The organism is Paenarthrobacter sp. YAF11_1, assembly GCF_052113445.1.
GTDB lineage: Bacteria > Actinomycetota > Actinomycetes > Actinomycetales > Micrococcaceae > Arthrobacter.
On the sequence record NZ_JBFRDF010000004.1, the window covers coordinates 15,365 to 41,079 of the forward strand.

Genomic DNA, 25,715 nt, shown 5'->3' on the forward strand with positions numbered 1-25,715 from the left:
TTAGCTCTGCGGGGCAAGATCCTTGCTGAACGCCAAATGCTTGATTTCCTCTGGGTCCGCTGCGAGGTCGAACAGCGCCTTGTAGCCCGTGGCGAGATACAGGTTCTTCGCCTCCGGCTGGCGCGGCCCGGTGGTGAGGTACAGCTTCCGGTAGCCCCGCCGTCGGGCTTCATTCTCCAGTTCCGTCAGGACCAGTCGGGCCAGGCCGCGACGTCGGTGGGCCGAGTGGGTCCAGATCCGCTTGAGCTCGGCGGTGTGTTCGTCATAGCGGCGGAACGCGCCGCCGGCCACTGACTCGCCGTTCTCCTGGATGATGATCAGGGCGCCGTGCGGGGCTTCGAATTCCTCGGCGGGATAACGGTTCAGTTCCTCTGCGGCCCCTTCACTGCTGAACAGGTCTCCGTAGCGGTTGTTGTATTCGACGGCGAGCTCGTCCAGGAGTGGGCGAACGCGGGGATCGCGCATGGGCAGGGTCAGGACGGTCAGGCCCGACGTCGGCAGGGTAGGAGTGGCGGTCATGTCAGGGCCTTTCGTAGGTGGAACCCAAGTAGGTAGCAGTTAACGTCGTTTTGAGGGCTCATAACGACGTTAACTGCGACTCAGTTGGGCGGGCGGCAGCAACAGTGGACAGGATCCGGCGTGCCAGGGCGTCGTTCTCCCGGAAGGGTGCTGCGTTGGTGTTGGGACGGGCAAACGCCCCTGCGCCCCAGCCGGACGTCCACGGACCCACCGCGAACAAACCCTTCTGAGGTGTACCAACAGGGGACTGTACCTCGTGATTCCCGGAGACCAGCAGCTTTCCGGTGGAGTGGGCGCCTTCGGAGGTGAGCAACCGTTGTTCGGTGCCCCATCCGGCGTCGTGCAGGTCCGACAACGCGGGGTTGGCGGAACGCTCCACCGAAGCGGCGGGCAGCCGCGCCTCAATGTACGCGGCGGCGTCCACCACAACGGGCGACTGGAACGAGCCGGCCACGTACCTGCCCACGGAATCGTCGGCACGTACCCACATGCCCGGACCCAGGAACTTCAGGAACCCGGCCCGGTGAAGTGCCAGCATCTCGCGGAGGCGGTGGGAGGGCGGCCCGGAGTCGACGAAGCTGAAGAAGCCGTGCCACCACCCGTGGATGGCCTGCTGGGAGCGGGCATTGAGCCGTTCCTGCGGGACCAGGCGGCCGAGGTCCATGTAGACGAACAGCAAGGCCGTGAAGAGGGCCAGGGTCTCGGAGTGGTCGGGGCTGGTGCGGAGGTCGAGGTCGCGCTGGATGTAGGCGGCCACTGAACGCTGCACGGTGTCGTGATCGGCGAACGCGCAGCCGCTGAGCGGGTGGTCCAGCTTCTCGAGGTCCAGGCGCAGCGCCGGATCCGGCACGGAGAAGTTGACCAGTTCTTCGCGGGCTGCGCTGTACCACTCAACGGCGTCGAAACGCGACTCAAAACTGGTCCACGTCCCCAGCACCCGCTCCGGGTAGCCGGTGAAGAGCTCACGGTAGTAGGCGTAGCCGGCGTCCTTGGCGATCAGCGGCCACAGGTGCTTGCGGAAATCGAGTTCCTGGTGCTCGGCGAGGAGCGCATCGATGGCCTCTGCGATGAAGTATCGCGGGCGGGCGATCGGTTCGCCACGCACCGTGGAGGAGATCTTGGAGTGGAACGGTACACCGCGCCGCGACCCCGCCCAGACCCTCGGTTCTGCGCCGGAGGCTACGTACTCCAGGTGGCCGTCGGGCGTTTCTTCGAAGCGGCCACCGCGGCCCTCGAACAACAACACCAGCAGGTCCACGAACGCCAGGCCCATCCCGGAAACGATTACGTCCTGGCCGGGTTCAATCGCGGAGTAGTCCACGTCCGTGGTGTACGACGGCGGCGCATGGAACCCGCCGTGCCGGGCAGCGAACTCGCTGAGGCGGGCGGACTCGGGGTCGGGAACGGAGTCTGTGTGCCCCACCGCGTACACCACGACGTCGGCAAGCACCTCGGCGCCGGAAGCCAGCCGCACGCGGTGAGGACCGTCGTCGGACCCAGCGCCGTCGTCGGACCCAGTACCGTCGTCGAGCCCAGCCGAAATGCCGTCAGGCCCGCCGGAAGCGCCGTCCGCAACAGAACGCTCGACGGCGGTGGCCGTGTCGCGGTGCACGGTCACCGTCACTTCGGGGCCGAGGGAGCTGACGGCCCGGCCGAAGAACCACTCAAGGTACTTGCTCTGGAGCTGACGCGTGGGAAACGACGCGGGGGTCAACGAACGGAGCTGCGCGAGCAGGTGCGGCTCCAGCGCAGGAACATCTCGGATGCTGCCGTCCAGCACGCCCGCAGCCCAGGTGGAGAGGCCGGGACCTTCAACGGTCGGGCCATCGCAAGCCACTGAGGCGTCGGTGAACATGGTGACGTCGGCGGCTGTGGAGTTCAGCAGCAGGCCCGGGCTCTGGTCATAGCGCCAGATCCTCCCGGAGCCAGGCTCATGGGGTTCGATGACGTGGATCTCCAGAGGCCCGAGGAACAGCGCCGGACGGTTGGCGGCAAGCCGTTCCAGGACGCCGGCGGTGCGCGGGCCGCCGCCAATGAAGGCGATGGCTGGAACTCGTGACGGCATGGGATCTCCTGAAAAGCAGTGGTGTGATGATGCCCAATCTAGGGACGAACCGGGCCACTGGTCGAGGCGGTGGTCACGGCCGTTCACCACGCGTCACGTCACGTTAAGGCGCGCAAAGAACGGACGCATATGGCGCCTGATGACGGCGATTGTGACGTCCCGCGAACCCCTGCGAAGCCGCGCGAAGTCCAGTGAAGAAGTGCAAATTTCCGCCTTGCTGCAGGGTTTCGCCCGCCCATAGATTGGCAGCCATCCGATAGACAACAACCGATCTGAAATGAGGTGGCGCATGAGTGCAATCGCACCGCCTGCCACGGCGGACACTGCACCGCCCACCCCGGATTACTCCGAGTACAAGCTGGTCCCTGCCCGTCACCCGTGGCGGTGGGTGGGCACCGTACTGGTAGCTGCCGGAGTGGCCGCCATTGCGTATTCGCTGGTCACCAACCCGCGTTGGGAGTGGGGCGTGGTGGCCGAATGGTTCACCGCCCAGTCGGTTGTCAATGGACTCATTGAAACCCTCAAGCTCACGGCCATCTCAGGCGTCCTGGGCTTCGTCCTGGGGTTCATCCTGGCCCTGATGCGCCTGTCAGCTTCGCCGCTGCTGGTCTCGGTGTCCTGGACGTTCTCCTGGATCTTCCGCTCCACTCCGCTGCTGGTCCAGCTCCTCCTTTGGTACAACCTGGGCTACCTGTACGAGAAGATCAGCTTGGGCATCCCGTTCACGGACGTCCGCTTCTTCGAAGCCCAGACCACCACGCTCATCAGCCAGTTCGCAGCTGCGGTACTCGGCCTCACCTTGAACCAGGCTGCCTACTCCGCCGAAATCATCCGCGGCGGCATTCTCTCCGTGGACCAGGGCCAACTCGAAGCTGCCTCGGCCCTGGGCATCCCGGCATGGAAGCGTTCCACCAGGATTGTTCTCCCGCAGGCCATGCGCGCCATCTTGCCCAACGCCTTCAACGAGATCATCGGCCTGGTCAAGGGCACCTCGATTGTTTACGTGCTGGCCTACTCCGAACTTTTCTACACGGTGCAGGTCATCTACAACCGGACGCAGCAGGTGCTGCCACTGCTGCTGGTGGCCACGCTCTGGTACGTGGTGATCACCTCGGTGCTGAGCGTCTTCCAGTACTACATCGAACGGCACTTCTCCAAGGGCGCCCTGCGGACCCTGCCGCTCACTCCGTTGCAGAGGGCCCGGAAGTTCTTCACCACCCACGTTGCCGCCACTCCCACGAAGGAATCCCGATGACCACCGTCTTCTCTTCCTCCGAAGCGGCTGCTGCCGCCCACCTCGCAGAGGCCAAGCTGGCCACGGAACCGTCAGGCCCCCAGGGTGAGGGGCCACAGCAGGAACGCACGCCCCAGCAGGAACGCACGACGGCGGCCCGGCCAACCTCGGCGGCCCGGCCCGCCCCGGCGGCCAGGACGGCCACCCGCGGCCAGGTGGACATCACCAACGTCCGCAAGTCCTTCGGCGCCACGGAAGTCCTCAAGGGTGTTTCCTTGTCCGTCCCGCCGGGCGGCGTTGCAGTGATCGTCGGTCCGTCCGGTTCGGGCAAGTCCACCCTGCTGCGCACCATCAACCACTTGGAAAAAGTCGACGGCGGCTACATCACCATCGACGGCGAACTGGTGGGCTACGAAGTCCGCGGCAACAAGCTTCACGAGCTCCGCGAAAAGGACATTCTCAAACAGCGCACCAACATTGGCATGGTGTTCCAGAGCTTCAACCTGTTCCCGCACCTCACTGCCTTGGAGAACGTCATCGAGGCGCCCATCGTGGCCCAGAAGCGCTCCAAGGCCGAAGCCCGGAAGCGCGGGCTGGAACTCCTGGATCGGGTGGGCCTGAAGGACCGCGCGGACGCCTACCCGCGCCAGCTGTCCGGAGGCCAGCAGCAACGCGTGGCGATCGCCCGGGCACTGGCGCTTGACCCCAAGATCCTCCTCTTCGACGAGCCCACCTCAGCACTGGACCCCGAACTCGTCAACGAGGTCCTGGACGTCATCCGCGAACTGGCCAAGTCCGGCACCACGCTGATTGTGGTCACCCACGAGATGGGCTTTGCCCGGGACGTCGCGGACACCGTGGTCTTCATGGACCAGGGCCAGATCGTCGAATCCGGCACCCCTCAGGACATCTTCGCGAACCCCCGCGAGGAACGTACACGCAGCTTCTTCTCCAAAGTCATCGAACCAGCTTTCAACATCTAGGACACCCCCATGCTTCGCAAGACCCGCGCCCTCGCCACCAACAAAAGCAAGCTTTTGGCACTCGCTGTACTTCCCGCCGTCGTGCTTCCCGTGCTGGCCGGGTGCTCCGATCCTGGAGCTTCGGCTGCCAAGCCGGAGTCCGAAGCTGCCAAGAACGGCGTTGTCTACAACACCTCGGTGGACCAGAACCGGGTCCGCGCTGAGAAGGACACTGCAGCCGCCGGCACGGTCCCCGCAACGATCGCCAAGGACGGCAAGCTGACAGTGGCTACCACTGCCGGCTCCATCCCCTTGTCCTTCCACGCCACGGATGACAAGACGCCGATCGGCGTGGAGGTGGACATCGCCCAGCTGGTGGCCGACAAGCTTGGGTTGGAGCTGGACCTGCAGGTGACGTCGTGGGAGAACTGGCCGCTCAAGACCCAGTCCGGTGACTTCGAAGCCGTTTTCTCCAACGTGGGCATCAATGCAGCCCGCGTGAAGCTGTTCGACTTCTCCACCTACCGCGCCGCGTACATGGGCTTTGAAGCGAAGAAGAGCTCCACGTACGACATCAAGGGTTCGGACGACATTTCCGGGCTGAAGATCTCCGTGGGCTCGGGCACCAACCAGGAGAAGATCCTGCTGGCCTGGAACAAGGAGCTCGAGGACAAGGGCAAGGCGCCGGCCACCCTGCAGTACTACTCCTCCGACGCCGACACCATCCTGGCGCTCTCCTCCGGCCGCACGGACTTGAACCTGGCACCGTTCCCATCCGTGACGTACCGCGAAAACACCCGCGACGACCTCAAGGTAGTAGGTAAAGTCAACGCCGGATGGCCGGCCGAAACGCTGGTCGCTGCCACGACGCTCAAGGGCAACGGGCTGGCCCCGGCCATCACCGACGCGCTGAACTCCACCATCAAGGACGGCTCCTACGGCAAGGTCCTGGAACGCTGGGGCCTCTCCGAGGAAGCCATTCCGGAGTCCAAGACCGTCATCGAAGCGACCTTTGGGACCCCGACCGGGACCACCAAATGAAGTTCCAGGTCCTTGACATCATCCCCCACCTGAAAAACCCGGTGACGGGGGAGATCGTCTCCACCGCTGACCGCCTGAACCAGGTGGTGGAGACGGCCCGGCGCGCCGAGGAACTCGGATTCGACAGCTTCTCCGTGGGGGAACGCCACGCGGGTGAGTTCGTCTCGTCATCCCCGACGACGGTCCTCGCAGCGATCGCGGCCGTCACCAGCCGCATCCGCCTGCAGACCGGCGTCGCGGTGCTCTCCGTCCTGGACCCCGTACGGGTGGCCGAGGACTACGCCACGATCGACCAACTGAGCCGTGGCCGCCTGGAACTGGTGATCGGCAAAGGCAACGAGGTGCTCCAATACCCGCTCTTTGGCCTGTCCCTGGACGATCAGTGGGACCTGCTGGCCGAGAAATACGCACTCCTGCGGGCACTGTGGCGGAAGGAAAGCGTCACCTGGTCAGGCCGCTTCAGGTCTGCACTCACCGAGCCAACCACGACGACGCCCCGCCCCTTTGCCGGCTCGCCGCGGATTTGGCACGGCTCGGCTACAACCCTGACGTCCGCTGCGCTCGCCGCCAAGTGGGGTGATCCGCTGTTCACGGCCAATGCCATCCAACCCCGGGAAAACTACAAGGTCCTGATTGACCACTACCGCGAAGAATACGAGCGCCACGGCCACGATCCCCGACACCAGTACTTGGGTTCGGGCAGCGGTGCAGGGGGTGTGTTCATTGCGGACACCACGCAGGAAGCCATTCGCCAGTATGGGCCGGTTTATGAAGGGCTGACCGCCAGCCGGAATGTTCCGGGCAACAACTCGCCGTTCCGGGACATCCAGCACGCAGTGGCTGAGGGGCCGGCCCTGGTGGGCAGCCCGGAGCAGGTGATCGACAAGATCCTCAGCTACCACTCGCTGTACCACCACGATCTCCAGTCGATCTCCCTGCCCACCACGCTGCCTTTCGAACAGCAGTTGGAGATCCTGGAACGTTTCGCGGTGGACGTCATCCCGGCCGTTCGGGCTTCGGCGCCGACCACTTTGTGGGAGTCCAGCGATCCCTTTGGTGGCCGACCCGAATTCGCCGGCGCTACCGAACCCGACGCCGCCGCAGCAGTCACAGCAGACCACGCCTTGAACAGGAGCGATACCGCCAATGTCTACGCACACTGAAACCCCTGCGCACACCGCAACAGCCCTCGAATCCTTCGACGAGGAATGGCAGGTATGGCACGCCGCCCATGAGCGTCACCGCGCCCACCCCCACGGCTTCCTCGCCGTCACCCACCTGCACTGGCTCAGCAGCGAGGCAACCCGGCTGGAAGGTGCGCCGGGCACGTGGAGTGTGGACGCCGACGTCGTGCGTGTAGTCCTGGAGCCGGGCGAAAGCCTGCAGCAGGACGGCGTCGAACTGAAAAGCGGCGAGCCGCTCGAGTTCGGGCCCATCGAGGAACGCGGCGGCATCAACCTGGTCTCGGGCGACACAGTGATCGAGGTAGCCAAGCGCGGTGGTGAGTACATTGTGCGGCCGCGAAACCCGTCCAACGCCCTCTTGCAGGAATACCAAGGCACGCCCGCCTACACGCCCAATGCTGCGTTTGCCGTGGCTGGTAGTTTTGTCCCGTTTGAGGCTCCGCGACCCACCACGGTGGGTGCCGCCGTCGAGGGCATCCAGCACGTGTACGAGGCTCCCGGCGAGATTCGTTTCACACTGGCCGGGGAGGAATTGGCCCTGACCGCCTTCAACGGGCATGCTGCAGGGTCGCTGTCCGTGCTGTTCACTGACCAGACGTCCGGGAAGACCACCTACGCGGCAAACCGCTCGCTGTCAGTGGTCCCCGCCGCTGATGGCTCGGTGGTGCTCGACTTCAACCGGGCCGTGAACCTGCCCTGCGCGTACACCGACCTCGCCACGTGCCCGCTGCCGCCCGCCGAAAACCGGCTGCCCGTGGCCATCGAAGCCGGCGAAAAAACTCCCTACGAACGTCAGGACCAGAAGTGAGTTCCTCCAACCACCACAAGGCCGGATTCCTTGCAATCGAACTGGACGGCGCCGGCTATGAGAGCCTTGGCACGGCCGTCCTCACCGCCGAGTCCGCAGGTTTCCACGTGGCAACCTTCACGGACGGGCGGGTTCCCGGCCGCGCCAACGCCCTGCAGCGTGCCGCGTTCGCAGGTCCCGTCACCCGCACCATTGCGGTGGTTCCTGAGGTGGACACCGTCTACACGGAGCCGTTCCACATCTCCACGCAGCTCGCGAGCCTGGACTACGTCTCCGGTGGCCGTGCGGGGTGGATCGTGACCGCCGCCGAATCGCCCGAGGCCGCTGCCGCCGTCGGACGCTCTTCCGTTCTTGGCGACGCCCTGGTGCAGGAAGCCGCTGCGTCCATCGAGGTTGGCCGCCGTCTGTGGGACTCGTGGGAGGACGACGCCGTGATCCGCGACGTCGCCACGGGCCGGTACATCGATGTCGACAAGCTGCACTATGTGGACTTTGAAACACCCTCGGATTTCCCGGGCCCGGGCTACTCCGTGAAGGGTCCGTCGATCATTCCGAGGCCGCTGCAGGGCCAGTTGCCGGTGCTCGCTGCGGCGTCCCTGGTGGGCGACGGCCTGGTTCCGGCCGACGCCGTTGACGCTGTGTTGGTCTCCGCGCCGACGCCGGAGCTGCTCGCAACTGAAGTCCGTGACGTGCGTGCCCGCCTGGGTGCGTCGGTGGCTGTTGTGGCAGAGCTCGACGTCGTCCTTGACTCGCGTGGTGAAGCTGCAGTTTCGCGCTCCTTGTCTGCTCAGGAGGCCGGCCGCGCGCGGTTTGTTGGCTCCCCGGCAGGTCTCATCGAGCTGCTCGACGCGCTGCTGCAGGAGGCCGACGGCGTTCGCCTCCACCCGGCTGCCCTGGACGTGGACCTCGATGAACTTGCACGGGTAGTCCTTCCGGAACTTCGTCGCCGCGGTTCCCTGCGGCCGCCCCTCCAGGACGGGACGTTCCGCGAGCTGCTGGGCCTCGCCCCCGCGGAAAACCGTTATGCAACCACCGCTTCCGGCACAGGAAAGTAAAGGAACACCATGACACGCGACATTTTCCAGCCGAGCGGCCAGATCCAGTTCGGTATCTTCTTCCAAGGCGTCAACTCCGGCACCATTTGGAAGGCCGCAGAATCCGGTTCGCAGACGGACTTCGAGTCGTTCCGCCGGCTCGTCCAGACCGCAGAGCGCGGCAAGTTCGCTGCCTTCTTCCTGGGCGAAGGACTGCGACTTCGCGAGCACCTGGGCCGCCCGCACGCCTTGGACGTGGTGGGCCGTCCAGACGCGCAGACCATGCTGGCTGCACTCGCTGCAGTGACCACGAACATCGGTCTGGTGGCCACCCAGAACACCACGTACAACGATCCCGCGGACCTCGCGCACCGGCTGTCCTCCCTGGACCTCATCTCCGGTGGCCGCGCTGCATGGAACATCGTCACCACGGACAACGCCTGGACCGGGGCGAACTTCCGCCGCGGTGGATACCTGGACCACGCCGATCGCTACCGGCACGCAGAAGCCTTTGTGGAAACCGCCAAGAGGATCTGGGATTCGTGGGAAACACCTTCAGGCCCGGCACGGCGCGTTCTTCATGAGGGTCAGCACTACACTGTGGACGTCACCCCGTTGTTGCCCCGCAGTGCCCAGTACCGCCCCGTGCTTTTCCAGGCCGGCGACTCCCCGGATGGCCGCGACTTCGCAGCCCGCCAGGCCGACGTGATCTTCTCCGCGCATCCGAAGTTCGACAACGCCGTGGAATTCCGCCGCGACATTGTTGCCCGTTCGGTTGCAGCCGGCCGCGGGGCCAATGCCGTCCAGATCATGCCGGCCAGCGAATTCATCCTTGCCGCCACCGATCAGGAAGCCCAGGAAAAGAAGGACTGGGTCCGCAGCTTGCAGATCGGGCCGCAGCAAGCCATCGCCTACTTGGAGCAGTTCTGGGGCCGAGAGCTCTCCTCCTACGATCCCGATGGACCCCTTCCGGAGATCGATCCCGTGGTGGAAGAAACCTCGGAGACCCGCGGCAGCGGATTCCACGGCGCCAAGGCCCGGCAGCTCGCCGATCAGTGGAGGGCTGAGGCCAAGGACAAGGGCCTGTCCATCCGCCAGTTCGTCACATCCAAGACGGCACGCGTCGACGCCACTTTCACTGGCTCCTACACCGCAGTGGCGGACCACCTGGCAGAGTACGCCCGGGTTGGCGCCGTGGACGGCTTCAACATTTCGCCGTGGCTGGTCCCCACGGGTCTGGATGACATCGTGAACCACTTGGTGCCCGAACTCCAGGAACGCGGCGTCTACCCCACGGAGTACCGAGGCACCACACTCCGCGAAAACCTTGGGCTGGAGACGCCGGTGCGCACCGCAGAGACGGTGCGGGTCTCATGAGCGCGGGCCGCCTGTTGCAGCTCTGCCGGCGCTGGTTTGGTTTCACGCCAGACCAGCATGGCGGAGCGCCCGACGGCGGCGGGCCGGGTGCCGCCGTCGTCGACGTTTCGCGCGGGACCGTCAGCCTGCAGCTGACGGTGTTGGGGCAGCCGCTCTAGAGCAGTTCCTTGAAGACGTTCCAACCCCGGCCGATGGGCCCGTACGGACCATACAGCCCTGAGTTTGAAGCGCCCGTGATGTAACTGAGAAGGTTGCCGTTGGCGTCAACGGCAGAGAGCTCGTTGTATTTCGAGTGGCCGGAACTGCCGATTCCGGCCACTTGGGAGAACGACTCCCACCCGACGCCGACGTGCGCCGGCTCCTCCCAGCCGCCTTCGCCGTCGGAGGGGTACTGGTGCAGATCGCCATACTGGTCGCGTCCGAAAATATCTACGGCACCGTCGGCGTTCATATCGCCACCGGTGATGATCTTGTTCATGACCTGCCAGCCCCACCCCACCTGTTCGGGGTCGAGCCAGCCGCCGTCGCCGTCGCCGGGGTAGAGGAAAAGACCACCTGCTGCGTCACGTGCCAGCACATCGTTGGTGCCGTCGCCATTGAAGTCGCCCGGACCCACGATGGTATTGAAGACGTTCCAGCCCTGGCCAACCTGCTCGCGATCGAGCCAGCCGCCGTCGCCGTCGCCGGGGTACAGGAAGAGCTTGCCCGTTGCGTCCCGGCCGAGGAGATCGTTGAAGCCGTCGCCGTCGAAGTCGCCGGGGGAGAAGACGACGTCAAAGACGTTCCATCCTTGCCCTACCTGCCGGGGTTCGTCCCATGAACCCCAGTACGCAGGGCAAGGTCCCTCGCACATGCCTTTGTAATACGTGTAGGTCCGTGGGTAGAGGACGAGCCTGCCGTCGTCGGTCCGGGCGAGGGGCTCAAAGTTGCCGCGGCCGGTCCACCCCATGGCCCGGGTGGAAGCTTTGACGGGGAGGGTTTCCGCACTCAGTTGCGTGCCAGTGGGGCAGCCTTGGTTCCCGGGAGTCAGGGGATGCACCCGCATCGAAATGCGGCTGCCCTGGTCCTCCGGGAGGATCCGCAAGGTTTCGCCTTGCCGTTCCTCCGGGAGCGTATCGCCGTCGCGCAACCACTCCAAAGTAATGGCGTCGCCCTCGCCTTCCGGATTCCTGCAGCCCCAATAGCTGTAGTCGTACTGTCGGCGCAGCTCCGCACCCACGTACGGGGCGCCGTCGATGATTGGCGTTGGTTGGTTGTCCGCAGTGGCGGGCGGGGCGCCGGTGGCAAGCGGTGTCCCCGGGACCAACAGCCCGGCTGTCAAAGCAATTGCTGAAAGCCTTAAAAACCGTGTGGTGCGTGCTCGAACGTTCCCCATGATGTTCCCCCGGAAGCCTGCGTTGACGTTTGTGCCGACGTTACCGCACGGGCGCGCCTGCGGTCAGGAGGCGTTGGGGTTCGAGGCCACCATGAAGACGTCGATCGGGTCCTCGGATTCCAGCATGAAACCATGCCGCTCATACAAGCGGCGGGCGGCGCTGCCTTGAAGGACGTTCAAACGGAACGGGCGTTCGTCAAGGGAGGCCGTCATGACATGCCTCAGCACGGCACCGCCCAGGCCCCTGCCCTGATGGGTGGGAGCAACATAGAAGTGCTCGATCCACCGCGCGTCCGGCTCGGGACGAACGGCAATGACGCCGGCATCCACGCCGTCGGTATGGATGATGTACGTGTACTCCGGCTGGAAACCGTTCAGGAAGCGCTCGCGCACACGGACGGGATCGAAACGCTCCAAGCGTTCAAGGTCCGGGCGCATCACCACGGCCCGGAGTTCCGCTATCCAGGCAGCGTCCGAGGCAACGGCAGGGCGGAGGGCAAAATCGGCAGACATGGATCCAGCCTATGCCGTCGGGCCGGTCAGGAGGCCCGCGCGAGATACTCCGCCAAGGCGTCCCGCATGATGGCCGAGGGTCTGCGGTGCTCAGCTTCAGCCCGTGCCAGCAGTTGGTCATCCATTTCCCGCGAAAGCCTGAGGGATCGCGACGGAGAAGTGCCTTTGGCGCTCAACGATGGCTTGCCCACGGCGCGTTTTACTGCCTCGGCTGAGCCCAAAGCTGCCTCAAGAATTGACTGCCCGGCCCCGGGTCCCTCGGCCTTTGTGATGCGTGCATCGTTCCCGAGGTCGGCCGTCTCTGCCCACTCTGCCAATTCGGCGTAGCGCTCTTCGCCATCAACGTTCACGATGGCCTCTGTTGCATTTTTCGCAGCTTTGCTCATTGCACTGTGCCCCTTTCTGCAATATCGAGAATCTTCCGCCTTGCTTCCATAACGTGAAAGATCAGAATGTCACCTGGCGGCGTAATCATAGCCATGACCTCGAGAGTCGTTCTACAGTCACGGCTTGGGCCAATAAAGAGATCAGGCCTGGTAGTTGTGTCAACGCGGGGGGCGTCGAATTGTTCGATGCGGTACGCGTAGTTGAGGATCGCGTGCAATGCGTCTTCCCTGTCGATCCCATGCTTGTCTGCGCTGCTGGCCCATCTGATCCCCATGGAATATTGTCGCACAATAATGTCAATTATTGCAAGACAATATTTGCGAGTCTGTCGTGGGCGGAAATCAATCCAGCCCCCCGCGCAAACCATAGGATGAAACGGACGGAAAGGTGCAGCCACGATGGTCACACGCGAAGAAGTAGAAGCAGCGTACTCACGGACAGCGGGCTGGGTCCGCCACACGCCCCTGGCCGAGAGCGGCGACCAGGAGCCGTACCACCTGTGGTTCAAATGCGAATACATGCAGCACACGGGCTCCTTCAAAGCCCGTGGCGCGTTCAACCGGCTCCTCACCGCGAAGGAAAACGGCGAGCTGGACTCGGCAGTCGGCGTCGTGGTGGCGTCCGGCGGCAACGCAGGCCTGGCCAACGCGTACGCGGCAGCCAAACTCGGAGTCCCGGCAACGGTGTTCGTCCCGGAATCCGCACCGGCGAACAAAGTCCACAAGCTCTATGCCATTGGCGCCACCGTGGTCCAGGGCGGGGCCGAGTACGCCGAAGCCTATGCGGCTGCCGTGCGCTTCGCCGAGGAGAAGGGCGCGGTCTACTGCCACGCCTACGACCAGCCGGAGATCGTGGCCGGCGCCGGTGGGGTGGGGCTTGAGTTGCTGGATGAACTGCCCGACGTCGACACAATCCTCGTTGCTGTTGGCGGCGGCGGATTGATGGGCGGCATTGCGGCCGCGGCAGAGGGCAGGGCGCACGTTGTGGGTGTCGAACCTGAAACAGTTCCAACTTTGCACACGGCGTTGGCCAAGGGTGAGCCCGTGGACGTGGCTGTCTCCGGGATCGCCGCGGACTCCCTGGGAGCCCGGCGGATTGGTGAGATCGGCTTTGGAGTTGCCCGCCGGACGGGTGTCCAGAGCGTCCTTGTCACGGATGGGGACATCGTCCAGGCGCGTCGTGCACTCTGGGAGAAGCACAGGATAGTGGTGGAACACGGCGCTGCCGCAGCCTACGCGGCGTTGCTGTCCGGCGCCTACACCCCAAAGGCGGGCGAAACCGTGGCAGTGATCCTCTGCGGGGCCAACACGGACCCCGCCCACTTCTAACCGCACCCCAGCCGGCCCGCACCCAAGTAGGTCGCAGAAGAGCGCGTTTTTTGAGCTCTCTAAACGCGCGCTACTGCGACTCAGTTGGGTCAGCGGACACAAGAATCCCCGCCGGTGATGTCCGGCGGGGATTCGGCGTCGGCAGGTCTGCCCTGCCACAGGGGTTCCTACTTTTTGGGCAGGCCTGCCGGGTTCAGTTCGGACGCGGGAATCGCCTCCGAAGAGAGACCCCAGCGGTCCAGGATCTTGCCGTAGTTGCCATCCTTGATAAGGGTGTTGAGTGCGGCCTGGGCAGCCACGGCCAAACCGTTGCCCTTCTGAGTGGTGAATGCGATTTCGGCCTTCAGCGGCCAACCACCTTCGAGCGTGCCCACTTCCTTGGTCTTGCCATCCTTCGCGGCCTTGTACGCCGCGGACGCGTTGGGCCCGAACGTGAGGTCCGCGCGTCCTGACTGGAGGGCCAGCTGGGAGGCGGAGTCGTCGTCGTAATACTGGAACTCAACCGGCTTCAAGCCGTTATTCTTGTTCTCCTCGTCCCAGCGGACCAGGATGGCTTCCTGGTTGGTGCCCGAGCCGACGATGATGCGCTTGCCGGCTACGTCCTTGGCTTCCTTGACCTCGCCGATGTCCGAGTCGGTCTTGGCGTAGAAGCCCAGGAGGTCATTGCGGTACGTGGCGAAGTCGAACTTCTCCTTGCGGGCCTCGGTGACGGTGACGTTGGAGAGAACGGCCTCGTACTTGCCGGACTCGACGCCCAGCGGCCAGTCGGCCCAAGCCACGGGAAGAACCTCAACCTGCAGGCCCAGGCTCTCGCCCACGGCATAAGCGATGTCCACTTCGCTGCCGATCAGGGTTTTGTTGTCCGTGGCGAAGGTGCTCAACGGGGGAGTGCCGCCGGTGGTCACTACGGTCAGCTTGCCGTCGGCTTTGATGGCGTCCGGAACCAGAGCTGCCGCGGCAGAGTCCACCGTCACCTTGATGCGGTCCTGCTGCGGGGTCAGGTTGAACTCTTTGGTGGAAGAGCTCGACGCCGGAGCGGACGCACCTGTCGCCGCCGTCGCACCCGGGTCCGAGCAGGCCGCGAGCCCGAGCAAAGCGGTGGCGGCCAGCGCCGCGGTGACGCCGGTCTTGGCTGCAAAACGTGCCATTGGTTCTCCTTGGGTTCGTCCTGGTCATCGCGACAGGGCGGTCTGATGCGTACTTGTGGCTGCAACTATCCGGCAGCCCACTGATGCAGGTCAAAGTGCTCTGAAACGCTGGGATACAGGGGTTCACGGCGGTTAATCGGGCGTCGAACGGGGTCACAAAAGCCTCCCGGGTACGGGTGGAAACCACCGCGCGACGCAACTCACAGAAATAAGCCGGGCGCCGCCGTCGTTGTCGCTTAAGTGCCCGGCAATCAACCGTGCGGGCACCGAAACGTACCGAAAGGCCTTCCTGTGACTGTTCCTCTTTCCATCCTCGACCTGGCAACCATCGGCAAGGGCCAGACGGTGGCGGAAAGCCTCGCTGGCAGCGTGGCCATGGCACAGAAGGCCGAAGAGTTGGGCTACCGGCGGGTCTGGTACGCCGAGCACCACAACATGTCCGCGATCGCTTCCTCGGCCACAAGCGTGCTGATCGCCCACGTTGCCGCCCACACCAACACCATTCGCCTGGGAGCCGGCGGCGTCATGCTGCCCAACCATTCACCGCTGACCATCGCGGAGCAGTTCGGCACGCTGGAGACGCTGCACCCGGGGCGGATCGACCTCGGACTGGGACGCGCGCCGGGCAGCGACCAGAACACCATGCGGGCACTGCGCCGAGACCACACATCCTCGGACAGGTTCCCGCAGGACGTCCTGGAACTTCAGGGCTACCTCACCGGACCCACCCGCATCCAGGGTGTCGAAGCCACACCGGGCAAGGGCACCAACGTGCCGCTCTACATCCTGGGATCCTCGCTGTTCGGCGCCCAACTGGCCGCTCAGTTGGGCCTTCCCTACGCGTTTGCTTCACACTTTGCTCCGGCTGCCTTGCAGGACGCTGTTGCGGTCTACCGACGCGAATTCAAGCCCTCGGATCAGTTGTCCGAGCCGCATGTGATCGCCGGTGTTAACGCCACTGCTGCGGACTCCAACGCCGAGGCCCAAGCCATCCACCTGGCCGTGAAGCGTGCCCGCGTTTCGTTGTTCTTCGGTGGTGGCCGCGAGTTCACGGATGAAGAAGCGGACATGGTGCTCGACTCCCCGCAAGGCCAGCACATCGCCCAGATGATGAAGTTCTCAGCCGTGGGAACCAAGGACGTGGTGCACGACTACCTTGATGAGTTCGCGGCGTTCGCTGACGCCGACGAGCTGATCGTGGCGCACCAGAGCATCGGCACCGAAGAGCGTTTGCGGTCCGTGGAACTGGTGGCCGAGGTCGCGGGCTTGGTTCCCGCATAAATCCAAGGAAAAGCTTTACGCGTTTGCAATCTACTAGGTAGTCAAGCGAAACCGTCCGGGCGGAGACTGTAGTTATCCGCTTCGGAAGGGTCTGCCATGCCTACGCACTTGAATCAATCAGTTGCCGATTCCGCGCTGCTGATGAAATCGCTCCCGCTTGGCCTGCTCCGAACGGTGCTCCAATCCGACGCGGAGAACGGCATCACCCCGCAGTTGTTCGCGGAGCTCAGGGTCCTCGCCCGGGTTCCTGGTTTGCTGGTGGCCTGCAACTATGGCGGCACCCTCTGCTCGGCTGAGGGCGTTTCCACCGAGACGTTGCCCCTGGACAGCGCAGCCGTGGCACTCCGTGCCTTGGCTGCGCTGCCGAACACGCATACGGCCATCATTTCCGGCCGGTCCCTCAGGGATCTGGCCGCGGTGTCCAGGCTGCCGGCGGAAGTCCATCTGGTGGGGTCCCACGGGGTGGAGTTCGACATGGGCTACGCCTACACGCTCTCGCTCGCCACCGAACAGTTGCTTCAACAGGTGGCCACCGCGCTGACGGAAGCCATCGGTTTCGAAAAGGGCATCAGCGTTGTCCGCAAGCCTGTGGGCGTCGCCGTGCACACCCGGCCGGCGACCCCTGAAGTAGTGGACCGGGTGATTTTCGCTTCGCAGAAGATTGCCATCGAGTTTGGTCTGTACTTCATCATTGACGGAACGGTCCTGGACCTTACCGTCGAAGAACCAGCCAAGGGACAAGCCCTTGAACAGCTCCGTGCGAGGCTTGGCGTCAGCGCCGCGCTGTACGCGGGCGACGCCGAAAGCGACGAAAAGGCGCTCGCAACCCTGCGCGGCCCGGACCTGGGCTTGCACGTCGGGCCGGGGGATACGACGGCGGGACACACCATCCCGGATCCGGAGTCCTTTGCGCACGTGCTGGCTTTGTTGTTCGAACTGCGGCGGGCGTGGTTGTTCGGCGAAGACGCGGTGGGTCTGGAACGCCATTCGATGATCGGCAACGGCAGCTCCACTGCGTTGATCACCCCGGATGCCAAGGTTTGCTGGATGAGCCACCCCTTGCCGGATTCCGGGTCCCTGTTTGCCCATATCCTGGGCGGTGATCCCGCCGGCCATTTCAGCATTGAGCCCGTGAAGCCGTCCCAGGTGCTGGCGCAACGCTATGTGGACAACACCATGATCGTGGAGACCCGCTGGGCCGATGTCACGGTGACCGACTATTTGGAGCCCGCACCCGAGGGCATCACCAGCCTGGTCCGTGTCCTGTCCGGGACGGGCAACGCACGCGTGGTGTTCGCGCCAAGGCCTGACTACGCCAATGCGCCGTTCAACATGGAGATCCGCGGCGATGAGGTCCACATCATCGGGACGTCGGACCCGATCATCCTCTCGGCGCCGGGTGTTGTTTTTACCATTACCAACGATGCCAAGTACGCCACGGCAACGGCAGAGGTCGTTTTGGGCGATGGTCCCGTAGTGCTGAATATGCGCTGCGGTGACACCGAGCCGCCACCCGCGGACCCGGCAGGCGAACCTCACCGGCGTGCCGCCGTCGGGCTGGCAGCGCGTGAGTGGGTCAAGGCATTGCAGCTGCCCAGCATCAAGACCTCGCTGGTGCGGCGTTCCGCTCTGGTGCTGAAGTCGCTGGTCCACCAGCCCACTGGCGCAGTGCTGGCCGCGCCCACCACGTCCCTGCCGGAAGGTATTGGCGGCACGCGTAACTGGGATTACCGGTATTGCTGGCTGCGGGACGGGTCGATGACCGTGAACTCGTTGGTGTCGTTGGGATCCACTGAAGAAGCCGACGGTTTCCTGGGATGGCTGGGCCGGATTCTGGAGAACGCGCCGGGACCGGAATGGCTGCACCCCCTTTATTCCGTGACGGGCGCGCCGCTGTCCACTGAAGCCATCGTGGAGAGCCTGCCAGGTTATGCAGGATCGCGCCCGGTGCGGATCGGCAACGCCGCGGACCACCAGGTGCAGTTGGACGTGTTTGGGCCTATCGCCGAGCTGATCCATGATCTTGCGGAGCGGCGCGGTTTCCTGCCGGACGAACACTGGTACCTCATGGAGCAGATGGCGCACGCTGTGCTGGCCCGTTGGCACGAGCCGGACCACGGGATTTGGGAAGCCCGCCGGCCGCCGCGTCACCATGTGTACACCAAAGTCATGTGCTGGATGACGCTGGATCGGGCGCTCCGGGCAGCCGCTTTGAATGGCAGGGTTCCTCATGCGGACTGGTCGCCCACCGCGGACACCATTCGCGAAGAAGTCCTGCAGGAAGGGTGGGATTCCTCCGCGGCTTCCTACACCGTGGCTTATGACAGCCCGGACCTGGATGCCGCCGTCCTGCACATCGGCTTGTCCGGCCTGCTGGACGCCCAAGACCAGCGCTTCCTGGACACCGTGACTGCCGTTGAACGCGAACTTCGCGTGGGGCCTACCGTTTTCCGTTACAGGTACGACGACGGCTTGCCGGGTTTGGAGGGCGGCTTCCACATCTGCACCACGTGGCTGATCGAGGCGTATCTGGCAGTGGGCCGCCTGGACGATGCGCTGGAGTTGTTCAACCAGCTGGTGGCACTGTTCGGCCCTACGGGACTCCTGCCCGAAGAGTACGATCCCGGCACCGAAACGCACTTGGGCAACCATCCCCAGGCGTACTCGCATCTGGGCTTCATTCGCTGTGCGCAGCTCCTGGACCACTATCTGGCCAGCGCGGACGTGGAGTGACCCAGCGCTAGGTGAGCAGCAGCGCCACGGCGATCATGGCGGGCACGGCCACGATGGTGGTGATGAGGACGGTGTCCTTGGCTACGGTGATCCCGGCCTGGTAGCGGTTGGCAGCGACAAAGACGTTCTGGGCCGTGGGCAGCGCTGATGTCACCACGACGGCGAACAGCGCGTGCCCGTCCATCCCCAAGGCGAAGCGGGCAAACAAGTACGCGATCAAGGGGTGTACAACCAGTTTGAAGCCACTGGCCAACAAGGTGTCCAGCCGGCGGCCGGCGGCTTTCTGCAGGGGTTTGGAGCCGTTGAGGCTCATGCCGAACGCCATCAGCATGGCCGGAATCGCTGCTCCGCCGATCAGATGGATGGGCTCCAGAATCAGCGTCGGTACTTGGAATCCGGTCCCGGCCACCACCAGGCCGAGCGCCGAGCCCACGATCATGGGGTTCTTCACGATCATCAGCAGGAAGCGCAGGGGAGTGGTGCGGTGCGAACTGGTGCTGGCATCGAGGGCCATCAGATACATCGGGGTAAAGAATGCCAGTTGGAAGATCAACAACGGAGCCACATAGCTCGCATCGCCCAGGACAAACACGGCGATGGGGATGCCCAGGTTGGCCGAGTTGGCCAGCGAGGCGCTCATGGAGGACATCAGTGCTTCCGGCATGGCCCGTTTCAGCCAGAACTTCACGATCAGGAAGAACAGCAGGCCGGTGAGGACGGCACCCACGGCGGTCACCAGGAGCGGTGCGGCGAAGACATCGTGCAGCTTGGCCTTGCTCAAGGTCTCAAAGAGGAGCGCCGGGCTTGCAACGAAGAACGTCAGTGAACTCAGCACCGACCTTGCGTTCTCGCCCAGGATCTCCCGACGTCCCACGAACATGCCCACCAGGATGATCGCCCAGACAACAAAGAACCCCGACAGGACGCCAATCATGACAGCATGCGGGTGGGGATTCGTTGGCTCACGGGTAACAGCCTAGCCAGAACCGGCCCCTGAGTAAGCGCTTTCTCGCGATTGTTCCGCTATGCGGACACTGGAGTTTTTGTACAGCTAATGACCTTATCGGGCCGTCTTGGCGGCATTATCTGTACAAAAACGCGCTCGACGTGGCACCTTAGCTGAGGTGCGCTGCGTTGCTCAGCGCGTGCGGCGGGCGCATCAGCCCGGGGGTGTGGCCCTCTGCGGGGTCGTTGCCGAGCTGGAGGATCGTGTTGTCCTTGCCCACGTGGACCACCTTGGGTTCGTAGGCCCTCGCTTCCTCCGTGGTCATTTCTGCGTAGGTGATCAGGATGACGGTGTCGCCAACATGGACCATATGGGCGGCCGCGCCGTTGATGCCGATCACGCCGGAACCGCGCTCGCCGGCAATGGTGTACGTCTCCAAGCGGGCGCCGTTGGTGACGTCCACAATGGAAACCAGCTCGCCGGGCAGGATGTCGGCCGCGTCCAGGAGGTCCAGGTCGACAGTGACCGAACCGACGTAGTGGAGGTCGGCATGGGTCACCGTTGCGCGGTGGATCTTGGACTTGAACATTGTGCGGATCATAATGCGATCAGTTTAGCGCGGTACCCTCATCCGGCGCTGTGACGTACCAGACGTTCAGCCGGCTCGTAGCGTTCCAAACTCGTTCCGGCCCCCACCAGTCCACGCAGCTCGGCCAGCCCGCCGGCCACCACCCCGGCAGCGCGCGCTTGGACCAGGACATTGCCCTGGGCAGTCGCCTCAACGGGTCCTGCGATAACCGGTTTGCCGGTGGCATCGGCAGTGAGCTGGCACAGGAGCCGGTTTTGCGAACCTCCACCTACAATGTGCACCACGCGGGTGCTGCGGCCTGTAAGGCGCTCGGCGTCGGCCAGCGTTCGGGCGTACCCGGCGGCGAGGCTGTCCATAATGCACCGCACGACGACGGCAGGCCGGTCCGCGAGCACCGCACCTGTGTTGCGCACGGCTGCGCGGATACGGTCCGGCATGTTGTCGGGGGCAGTGAACGCAGGATCATCGGCATTGATCTGCGGACCGCCGGGCGGAAGCGCAGCCGCCGAGTCCAGCAGCGCCGGGAGTGCCTGCGTGTAGCCTTCCGCGGCCCAGACACGCTGGCATTCGCTGAGGAGCCACAGACCACCCACGTTGCGGAGGTAGCGGATGGTGCCGTCCACGCCGCGTTCGTTGGTGAAGTTGGCCTTACGGCTGGCTTCGGTGAGTACGGGCTGATCCAGTTCGACGCCCACCAACGACCAGGTTCCGGAGGAGATGTACGCGAAATCCTGGTCTTCAGCGGGGACCGCTGCCACGGCCGAGGCGGTGTCGTGCGAACCCACGGCAACCACGGTGGTGCCCGCGGGGAGACCAGTCTGCTCAAGGATCCCGGGCAACAGTGTGCCCACGGTTTCCCCTGGCTGGATGAGCTCAGGGAAGATGTTCCGGGGCAGTCCCAGGGCGCCAAGGAATTCGGTGGCCCACTCGCCGGCCACGGCATCGAACAGGCCGGTGGTGGAAGCGTTCGTGGCTTCAGTCCGGCGCTCACCTGTCAGCAGGAAGGCGATCAGGTCCGGAATCAGCAGGGCTTGCACACCATCAAGATTCGGCTCCGCTGCGAGCTGGTACAGGGTGTTGAACTGCAGGAACTGAAGTCCCGTGGTGGCATACAGCGTTTCAGGAGAAATTGCTGAGTGCACACGCTCCACGGTCGCCCTGCTGCGCTCGTCCCGGTAGCTGAACGGCACCGAGGTGAGGTCCCCGGCATCGTTCACCAAGCCATAGTCCACCGCCCACGTGTCGATGCCGATGCTCACGATGCGCTCGCCGTTCCCACGCGCCAACGCAGCGGCAGCCGCCAGGCCCTTGAGCACCTCAGCGAACAGGGCGTCGAAATCCCAGCGGAGGCCGCCGTCGAGCTCTACAACCCCGTTGGGAAAGCGGTGGATGGTCTCGAGGGACACCCCGGACGTGGCGGAGACGCGGCCCAGCATGACGCGCCCGGAGGAGGCCCCGATGTCGATGGCGGCGAACACGGCGTTGCGGCCCGCGGGAGCGGACACCGCCCCGGCGTGTGCCGGGACGGTGCTCGCGATGGTTCCGTTGATCACTATCAGTCCTAGCGGAGGAATGCTGCCGCGACGCCGGCGTCCACGGGGATGTGGAGGCCGGTGGTGTGCGACAGTTCGTTGCTGGTGAGCACGGACGCGGCGTTGGCCACGTGTTCCGGGAGGACTTCGCGCTTGAGGAGCGTGCGCTGGGCGTAGTACTTGCCCAGCTCTTGCTCGTCCACGCCGTACACCGCGGCACGCTTGGCGCCCCAGCCGCCGGCGAAGATGCCGGAGCCGCGGACCACGCCGTCGGGGTTGATGCCGTTGACGCGGACACCGTACTCGCCCAATTCAGCGGCGAGCAGACGGACCTGGTGCGCTTGGTCCGCCTTGGTGGCCGAGTAGGCGATGTTGTTGGGGCCTGCGAACACGGAATTCTTGGAGGAGATGTAGATGATGTCTCCGCCCAGGCCCTGATCGATCATGACCTTGGCTGCGGCCTTGGAGACCAGGAAGGAGCCCTTGGCCATGACGTTGTGCTGCAGGTCCCAGTCCTTCTCGGTGGTTTCCAGCAGCGGCTTGGAGATGGACAGGCCTGCGTTGTTGACCACCAGGTCCACGCCACCGAACGCGAGCACGGCTTCGGCGATGGCGGCTGCGATCTGGGCTTCGTCGGTCACGTCGGCCTGGACGCCGATGGCGACGTCGGAGCCGCCCAGTTCCTCGGCTACCTTTTGTGCGTTCTCAAGGTTCAGGTCGGCAATAACGACGCACGCGCCGTCGGACGCCAACCGGGTGGCGATCGCCTTGCCAATGCCGGACGCCGCACCGGTCACCAGTGCGATGCGGGTGGCGTGGGACTTGGGCTTCGGCATGCGTGCGAGCTTGGCTTCTTCCAGCGCCCAGTACTCGATGCGGAATTTCTCGGATTCCTCGATCGGTGCGTAGGTGGAAATGGCCTCGGCGCCGCGCATGACGTTGATGGCGTTGAGGTAGAACTCGCCGGCCACGCGGGCGGTCTGCTTGTCCTTGCCGAAGGAGAACATGCCCACGCCGGGGATCAGCACGATGGCCGGGTCGGCGCCGCGGAGGGCAGGGCTGTTCTCGTCGGCATGACGGTCGTAGTAGGCCTGGTAGTCCTCGCGGTAGGCGGCGTGCAGTTCCTTCAGGCGGTTGACCGAGTCTTCGATCGAGGCGTCGGCCGGGAGGTCCAGGACCAGCGGCTTGACCTTGGTGCGGAGGAAGTGGTCCGGGCAGGAGGTGCCCAGCGCGCCTAGGCGCGGGTGCTCTTCCGCGGCAAGGAATTCGAGAACGACGGCGTCATCACTGAAGTGCCCCAGCTGCGGTTTGTCCGTGGAAGCCAGGCCGCGGATCACCGGTGCCAGGGCAGCAGCCTTGGCTTTGCGCTCAGTTTCGGGGAGGGCGCCGTAGCCGGGGAGCGCGGCGCCGAAGGGCTCGGACTTACCGTTGTCCTTGATGTAGTTCTCGGCCTGGTCAATGATCCAGAGCGAGTTGGCCTCGGCCTCTTCGCTGGTGGCACCCCAGGCGGTAATGCCGTGGCCGCCCAGGATAGTGCCGATGGCCTGCGGGTTGGCTTCCTTGATCGCCGCGATGTCCAGGCCCAGCTGGAAACCGGGGCGGCGCCACGGAACCCAGACCACCTTGTCGCCGAAAACCTTGGAGGTCAGGGCTTCGCCGTCAACGGCGGTGGCGATGGCGATGCCGGAATCCGGGTGTAGGTGGTCAACGTGAGCAGCGTCAACGAGGCCATGCATGGCGGTATCGATCGACGGCGCAGCGCCGCCCTTGCCGTGCAGGCAGTAATCGAATGCGGCCACCATTTCGTCTTCACGCTCGACGCCGGGGTAAACATCCTTGAGTGCCTGCAGCCGGTCCAGCCGGAGTACTGCAAGGTTCTCTGCCTTCAGGGTGCCGAGGTCGCCGCCGGAGCCCTTGACCCACAGGAGCTCAACGTCCTGGCCCGTGACGGGGTCCTTCTCGGTGCCTTTTGCGGAGGTGTTGCCGCCAGCGAAGTTGGTGTTCCGCTTGTCCGCACCGAGGCGGTTGGAACGGGAAATCAGCTCTTCAACAGTCTTGTTGCTCATAGGAATTACGCGCCCCATCCGGCTTGCTGGCCGCCTGCGCGGTCCTCGTTGATCTTCTTCTGGTATCCGCTGGCCTTGTAGGCGGCCATCGGGTCGGCGGGCAGGCCGCGGGATTCGCGCCACTCGGCCAGGACCGGGCGGACATCGGTGTAGAAAGCATCGTTGAAGATGCCGTTGGCGGCCAGGACATCGCCTGCACGCTGGGCTTCGGAGAGTGCCGCGGTGTCAATCAGCAGGGCGCGGGCGGTCATTTCCTGGACGTTGAGGACCGAGCGGATCTGGCCCGGGATCTTCTCTTCCAGGTTGTGGCACTGGTCCAGCATCAGCGCGACACCGGAATCCTTGCCGAAACCGCCACCACGGATGACTTCGTGCATGATGCGGAACAGCTGGAACGGATCAGCCGCGCCAACAATCAGGTCATCATCGGCGTAGAAGCGGGAGTTGAAGTCGAACGAGCCCAGCTTGCCCAGGCGCAGGAGCTGCATGACGATGAACTCGATGTTGGTGCCCGGCGCGTGGTGGCCGGTGTCCAGGCAGACGAATGCCTTCTCGCCCAGGGCGAGGGTCTGCGCGTAGGAGGTACCCCAGTCCGGGACATCGGTGTGATAGAAAGCGGGCTCGAAGAACTTGTACTCCAGAACCAGGCGCTGCTCGTCACCGAGGCCTGCGTAGATCTCCTGCAGGGACTCGGCCAGGCGGTCCTGGCGGCCGCGGATATCGTCCTGGCCCGGGTAGTTGGTGCCATCGGCCAGCCAGATCTTCAGATCCTTGGAACCGGTGGCGTGCATGATCTCAATGCATTCCAGGTGATGATCGATGGCACGGCGGCGTACAGACTCGTTGGACGAGGTGAGGGAGCCGAACTTGTACTCGTCATCCTGGAAGGTATTGGAGTTGATGGTGCCGAGCCCCACGCCAAGCCCTGCGGCGTACTCGCGCAGTGCTGCGTAGTCATCCACTTTGTCCCACGGAATGTGCAGCGCCACGGTGGGTGCCAGCCCGGTGAGCTCGTGGACTTTGGCGGCGTCTGCGATCTTTTCCTGGACGGTGCGCGGAGTGCCCGGAGTGCCGAAGACCTTGAACCGGGTCCCGGAATTACCGTAGGCCCAGGACGGCACTTCAATGGCCAGTTCCCCTAGACGGCCCAGGGCCGATTCTGTGGTGTTCATGCTTGTTCCTTTTGGTATTCGTGGGCGGCTGAGTCTGTACTAATGTGTGCGCCGGCGGCTGCGTCCGTGACGGCGGCTGTGGCGGCGAGTTGGTCCTCAAGGTTGAAAACTTCTTCAACGACCTCGAAGCCCTGGTCCGGGGGAAGGTCGCTGTTCGCAAAGAGGGTGGCCATTTCGGCCTGCCAGCGCGCGTTGACCTCTGTCACGGCCATGCGGGCTTGGGCGGCTTCGTAGTCTGCGCACTCCAGGTAGCCGATCAACTGGCCGTCCGGTGCGAGGAACAACGAGTAGTTGTTCCAGCCTGCATCCTTCAGCGCTTTCAGCATTTCCGGCCATACTGCAGCGTGGCGTTGCTTGTACTCGGCCATCAGTTCCGGGTGGACTGAGGAGCGGAAACAAACCCTCATGTGCGGTTCTCCAG

The 25,715-nt window shown here is 64.5% G+C and carries 22 protein-coding genes; 10 read left to right on the forward strand and 12 right to left on the reverse strand.

The annotated features are described in order from the left end of the window. Together AB4Y77_RS07600 and AB4Y77_RS07605 are read right to left on the reverse strand one after the other, a co-directional pair. The gene (locus AB4Y77_RS07600; protein ID WP_311213976.1) at nt 1-519 is read right to left on the reverse strand and encodes a GNAT family N-acetyltransferase; all 519 of its coding nucleotides are present in this window, start codon (nt 517-519) and stop codon (nt 1-3) included. Between the two features lie 58 nt (nt 520-577). Then, nucleotides 578-2,584: an FAD/NAD(P)-binding protein gene (locus AB4Y77_RS07605; protein ID WP_442013459.1), complete on the reverse strand. Its 2,007-nt coding sequence runs from the start codon at nt 2,582-2,584 to the stop codon at nt 578-580. A 289-nt stretch (nt 2,585-2,873) separates the two neighbouring features. Here AB4Y77_RS07605 and AB4Y77_RS07610 point away from each other — a divergent pair, with 289 nt between their 5' ends. Genes AB4Y77_RS07610 through AB4Y77_RS07640 form a run of 7 tightly spaced genes read left to right on the forward strand, consistent with a single transcriptional unit; the run spans nt 2,874 to nt 10,224 of the window. Next, nucleotides 2,874-3,839 (forward strand): amino acid ABC transporter permease, encoded by a 966-nt coding sequence (locus tag AB4Y77_RS07610; RefSeq protein WP_442013460.1) that lies wholly within the window; start codon nt 2,874-2,876, stop codon nt 3,837-3,839. Then, nucleotides 3,836-4,801 carry an amino acid ABC transporter ATP-binding protein gene (locus AB4Y77_RS07615; protein WP_442013461.1) on the forward strand — a complete coding sequence of 322 codons (966 nt, stop codon included), beginning with the start codon at nt 3,836-3,838 and terminating at the stop codon, nt 4,799-4,801. Before AB4Y77_RS07610 ends, AB4Y77_RS07615 begins: the two co-directional genes overlap by 4 nt. Before the next feature lie 9 nt (nt 4,802-4,810). Further along, nucleotides 4,811-5,821: an ABC transporter substrate-binding protein gene (locus AB4Y77_RS07620; RefSeq protein ID WP_442013462.1), complete on the forward strand. Its 1,011-nt coding sequence runs from the start codon at nt 4,811-4,813 to the stop codon at nt 5,819-5,821. Beyond that, nucleotides 5,818-6,984 carry an LLM class flavin-dependent oxidoreductase gene (locus AB4Y77_RS07625; protein ID WP_442013463.1) on the forward strand — a complete coding sequence of 389 codons (1,167 nt, stop codon included), beginning with the start codon at nt 5,818-5,820 and terminating at the stop codon, nt 6,982-6,984. The genes AB4Y77_RS07620 and AB4Y77_RS07625 overlap by 4 nt, the downstream gene beginning before the upstream one ends. After that, nucleotides 6,968-7,813 carry a DUF1684 domain-containing protein gene (locus AB4Y77_RS07630; protein ID WP_442013464.1) on the forward strand — a complete coding sequence of 282 codons (846 nt, stop codon included), beginning with the start codon at nt 6,968-6,970 and terminating at the stop codon, nt 7,811-7,813. Before AB4Y77_RS07625 ends, AB4Y77_RS07630 begins: the two co-directional genes overlap by 17 nt. Further along, complete coding sequence (locus tag AB4Y77_RS07635) at nt 7,810-8,868, forward strand: LLM class flavin-dependent oxidoreductase (RefSeq protein WP_442013465.1); 1,059 nt, start codon at nt 7,810-7,812, stop codon at nt 8,866-8,868. Before AB4Y77_RS07630 ends, AB4Y77_RS07635 begins: the two co-directional genes overlap by 4 nt. A 9-nt stretch (nt 8,869-8,877) precedes the next feature. After that, nucleotides 8,878-10,224 carry an NtaA/DmoA family FMN-dependent monooxygenase gene (locus AB4Y77_RS07640; RefSeq protein ID WP_442013466.1) on the forward strand — a complete coding sequence of 449 codons (1,347 nt, stop codon included), beginning with the start codon at nt 8,878-8,880 and terminating at the stop codon, nt 10,222-10,224. Nucleotides 10,225-10,378: 154 nt separating this feature from the next. Here AB4Y77_RS07640 and AB4Y77_RS07645 read toward each other — a convergent pair whose 3' ends face one another. The 3 genes from AB4Y77_RS07645 to AB4Y77_RS07655 all read right to left on the reverse strand — a co-directional run bounded on the left by AB4Y77_RS07645 (nt 10,379) and on the right by AB4Y77_RS07655 (nt 12,498). After that, nucleotides 10,379-11,599, reverse strand: coding sequence for an FG-GAP repeat domain-containing protein (locus AB4Y77_RS07645; protein ID WP_442013467.1), 1,221 nt, complete (start codon nt 11,597-11,599; stop codon nt 10,379-10,381). Nucleotides 11,600-11,662: 63 nt separating this feature from the next. Next, nucleotides 11,663-12,112 (reverse strand): GNAT family N-acetyltransferase, encoded by a 450-nt coding sequence (locus AB4Y77_RS07650; protein WP_442013468.1) that lies wholly within the window; start codon nt 12,110-12,112, stop codon nt 11,663-11,665. 26 nt (nt 12,113-12,138) lie between these two features. Beyond that, nucleotides 12,139-12,498 (reverse strand): hypothetical protein, encoded by a 360-nt coding sequence (locus AB4Y77_RS07655; protein ID WP_311213965.1) that lies wholly within the window; start codon nt 12,496-12,498, stop codon nt 12,139-12,141. Between the two features lie 399 nt (nt 12,499-12,897). Between AB4Y77_RS07655 and AB4Y77_RS07660 the strand changes: the two genes are divergently transcribed. Continuing rightward, nucleotides 12,898-13,827, forward strand: coding sequence for a threonine/serine dehydratase (locus tag AB4Y77_RS07660; protein ID WP_442013469.1), 930 nt, complete (start codon nt 12,898-12,900; stop codon nt 13,825-13,827). A gap of 167 nt (nt 13,828-13,994) precedes the next feature. Here AB4Y77_RS07660 and AB4Y77_RS07665 read toward each other — a convergent pair whose 3' ends face one another. After that, nucleotides 13,995-14,975 carry an ABC transporter substrate-binding protein gene (locus tag AB4Y77_RS07665; protein ID WP_311213963.1) on the reverse strand — a complete coding sequence of 327 codons (981 nt, stop codon included), beginning with the start codon at nt 14,973-14,975 and terminating at the stop codon, nt 13,995-13,997. Nucleotides 14,976-15,266: 291 nt separating this feature from the next. Between AB4Y77_RS07665 and AB4Y77_RS07670 the strand changes: the two genes are divergently transcribed. Together AB4Y77_RS07670 and AB4Y77_RS07675 are read left to right on the forward strand one after the other, a co-directional pair. Further along, nucleotides 15,267-16,256 carry an LLM class flavin-dependent oxidoreductase gene (locus tag AB4Y77_RS07670; RefSeq protein WP_311213962.1) on the forward strand — a complete coding sequence of 330 codons (990 nt, stop codon included), beginning with the start codon at nt 15,267-15,269 and terminating at the stop codon, nt 16,254-16,256. A gap of 96 nt (nt 16,257-16,352) precedes the next feature. Beyond that, nucleotides 16,353-18,989, forward strand: coding sequence for a trehalase-like domain-containing protein (locus tag AB4Y77_RS07675; protein WP_442013470.1), 2,637 nt, complete (start codon nt 16,353-16,355; stop codon nt 18,987-18,989). A 7-nt stretch (nt 18,990-18,996) separates the two neighbouring features. On the opposite strand, the gene AB4Y77_RS07680 is transcribed toward AB4Y77_RS07675, so the two are convergent. The 6 genes from AB4Y77_RS07680 to AB4Y77_RS07705 all read right to left on the reverse strand — a co-directional run bounded on the left by AB4Y77_RS07680 (nt 18,997) and on the right by AB4Y77_RS07705 (nt 25,701). Then, on the reverse strand, nt 18,997-19,923 hold the full coding sequence (locus AB4Y77_RS07680; RefSeq protein ID WP_442013471.1) for an AEC family transporter: 927 nt from the start codon (nt 19,921-19,923) through the stop codon (nt 18,997-18,999). Nucleotides 19,924-20,104: 181 nt separating this feature from the next. Then, a complete protein-coding gene (gene panD, locus AB4Y77_RS07685) occupies nt 20,105-20,536 on the reverse strand; it encodes an aspartate 1-decarboxylase (protein ID WP_311213959.1) in 432 nt (143 codons plus the stop codon). Nucleotides 20,537-20,562: 26 nt separating this feature from the next. Beyond that, on the reverse strand, nt 20,563-21,960 hold the full coding sequence (locus AB4Y77_RS07690) for a rhamnulokinase (RefSeq protein WP_442013779.1): 1,398 nt from the start codon (nt 21,958-21,960) through the stop codon (nt 20,563-20,565). 125 nt (nt 21,961-22,085) lie between these two features. Continuing rightward, on the reverse strand, nt 22,086-24,122 hold the full coding sequence (locus AB4Y77_RS07695; protein ID WP_442013472.1) for a bifunctional aldolase/short-chain dehydrogenase: 2,037 nt from the start codon (nt 24,120-24,122) through the stop codon (nt 22,086-22,088). Between the two features lie 5 nt (nt 24,123-24,127). Further along, complete coding sequence (gene rhaI / locus AB4Y77_RS07700) at nt 24,128-25,294, reverse strand: L-rhamnose isomerase (RefSeq protein WP_214820653.1); 1,167 nt, start codon at nt 25,292-25,294, stop codon at nt 24,128-24,130. Further along, nucleotides 25,291-25,701 carry an L-rhamnose mutarotase gene (locus AB4Y77_RS07705; RefSeq protein WP_442013473.1) on the reverse strand — a complete coding sequence of 137 codons (411 nt, stop codon included), beginning with the start codon at nt 25,699-25,701 and terminating at the stop codon, nt 25,291-25,293. Before AB4Y77_RS07705 ends, rhaI begins: the two co-directional genes overlap by 4 nt. Nucleotides 25,702-25,715: the final 14 nt, after the last annotated feature.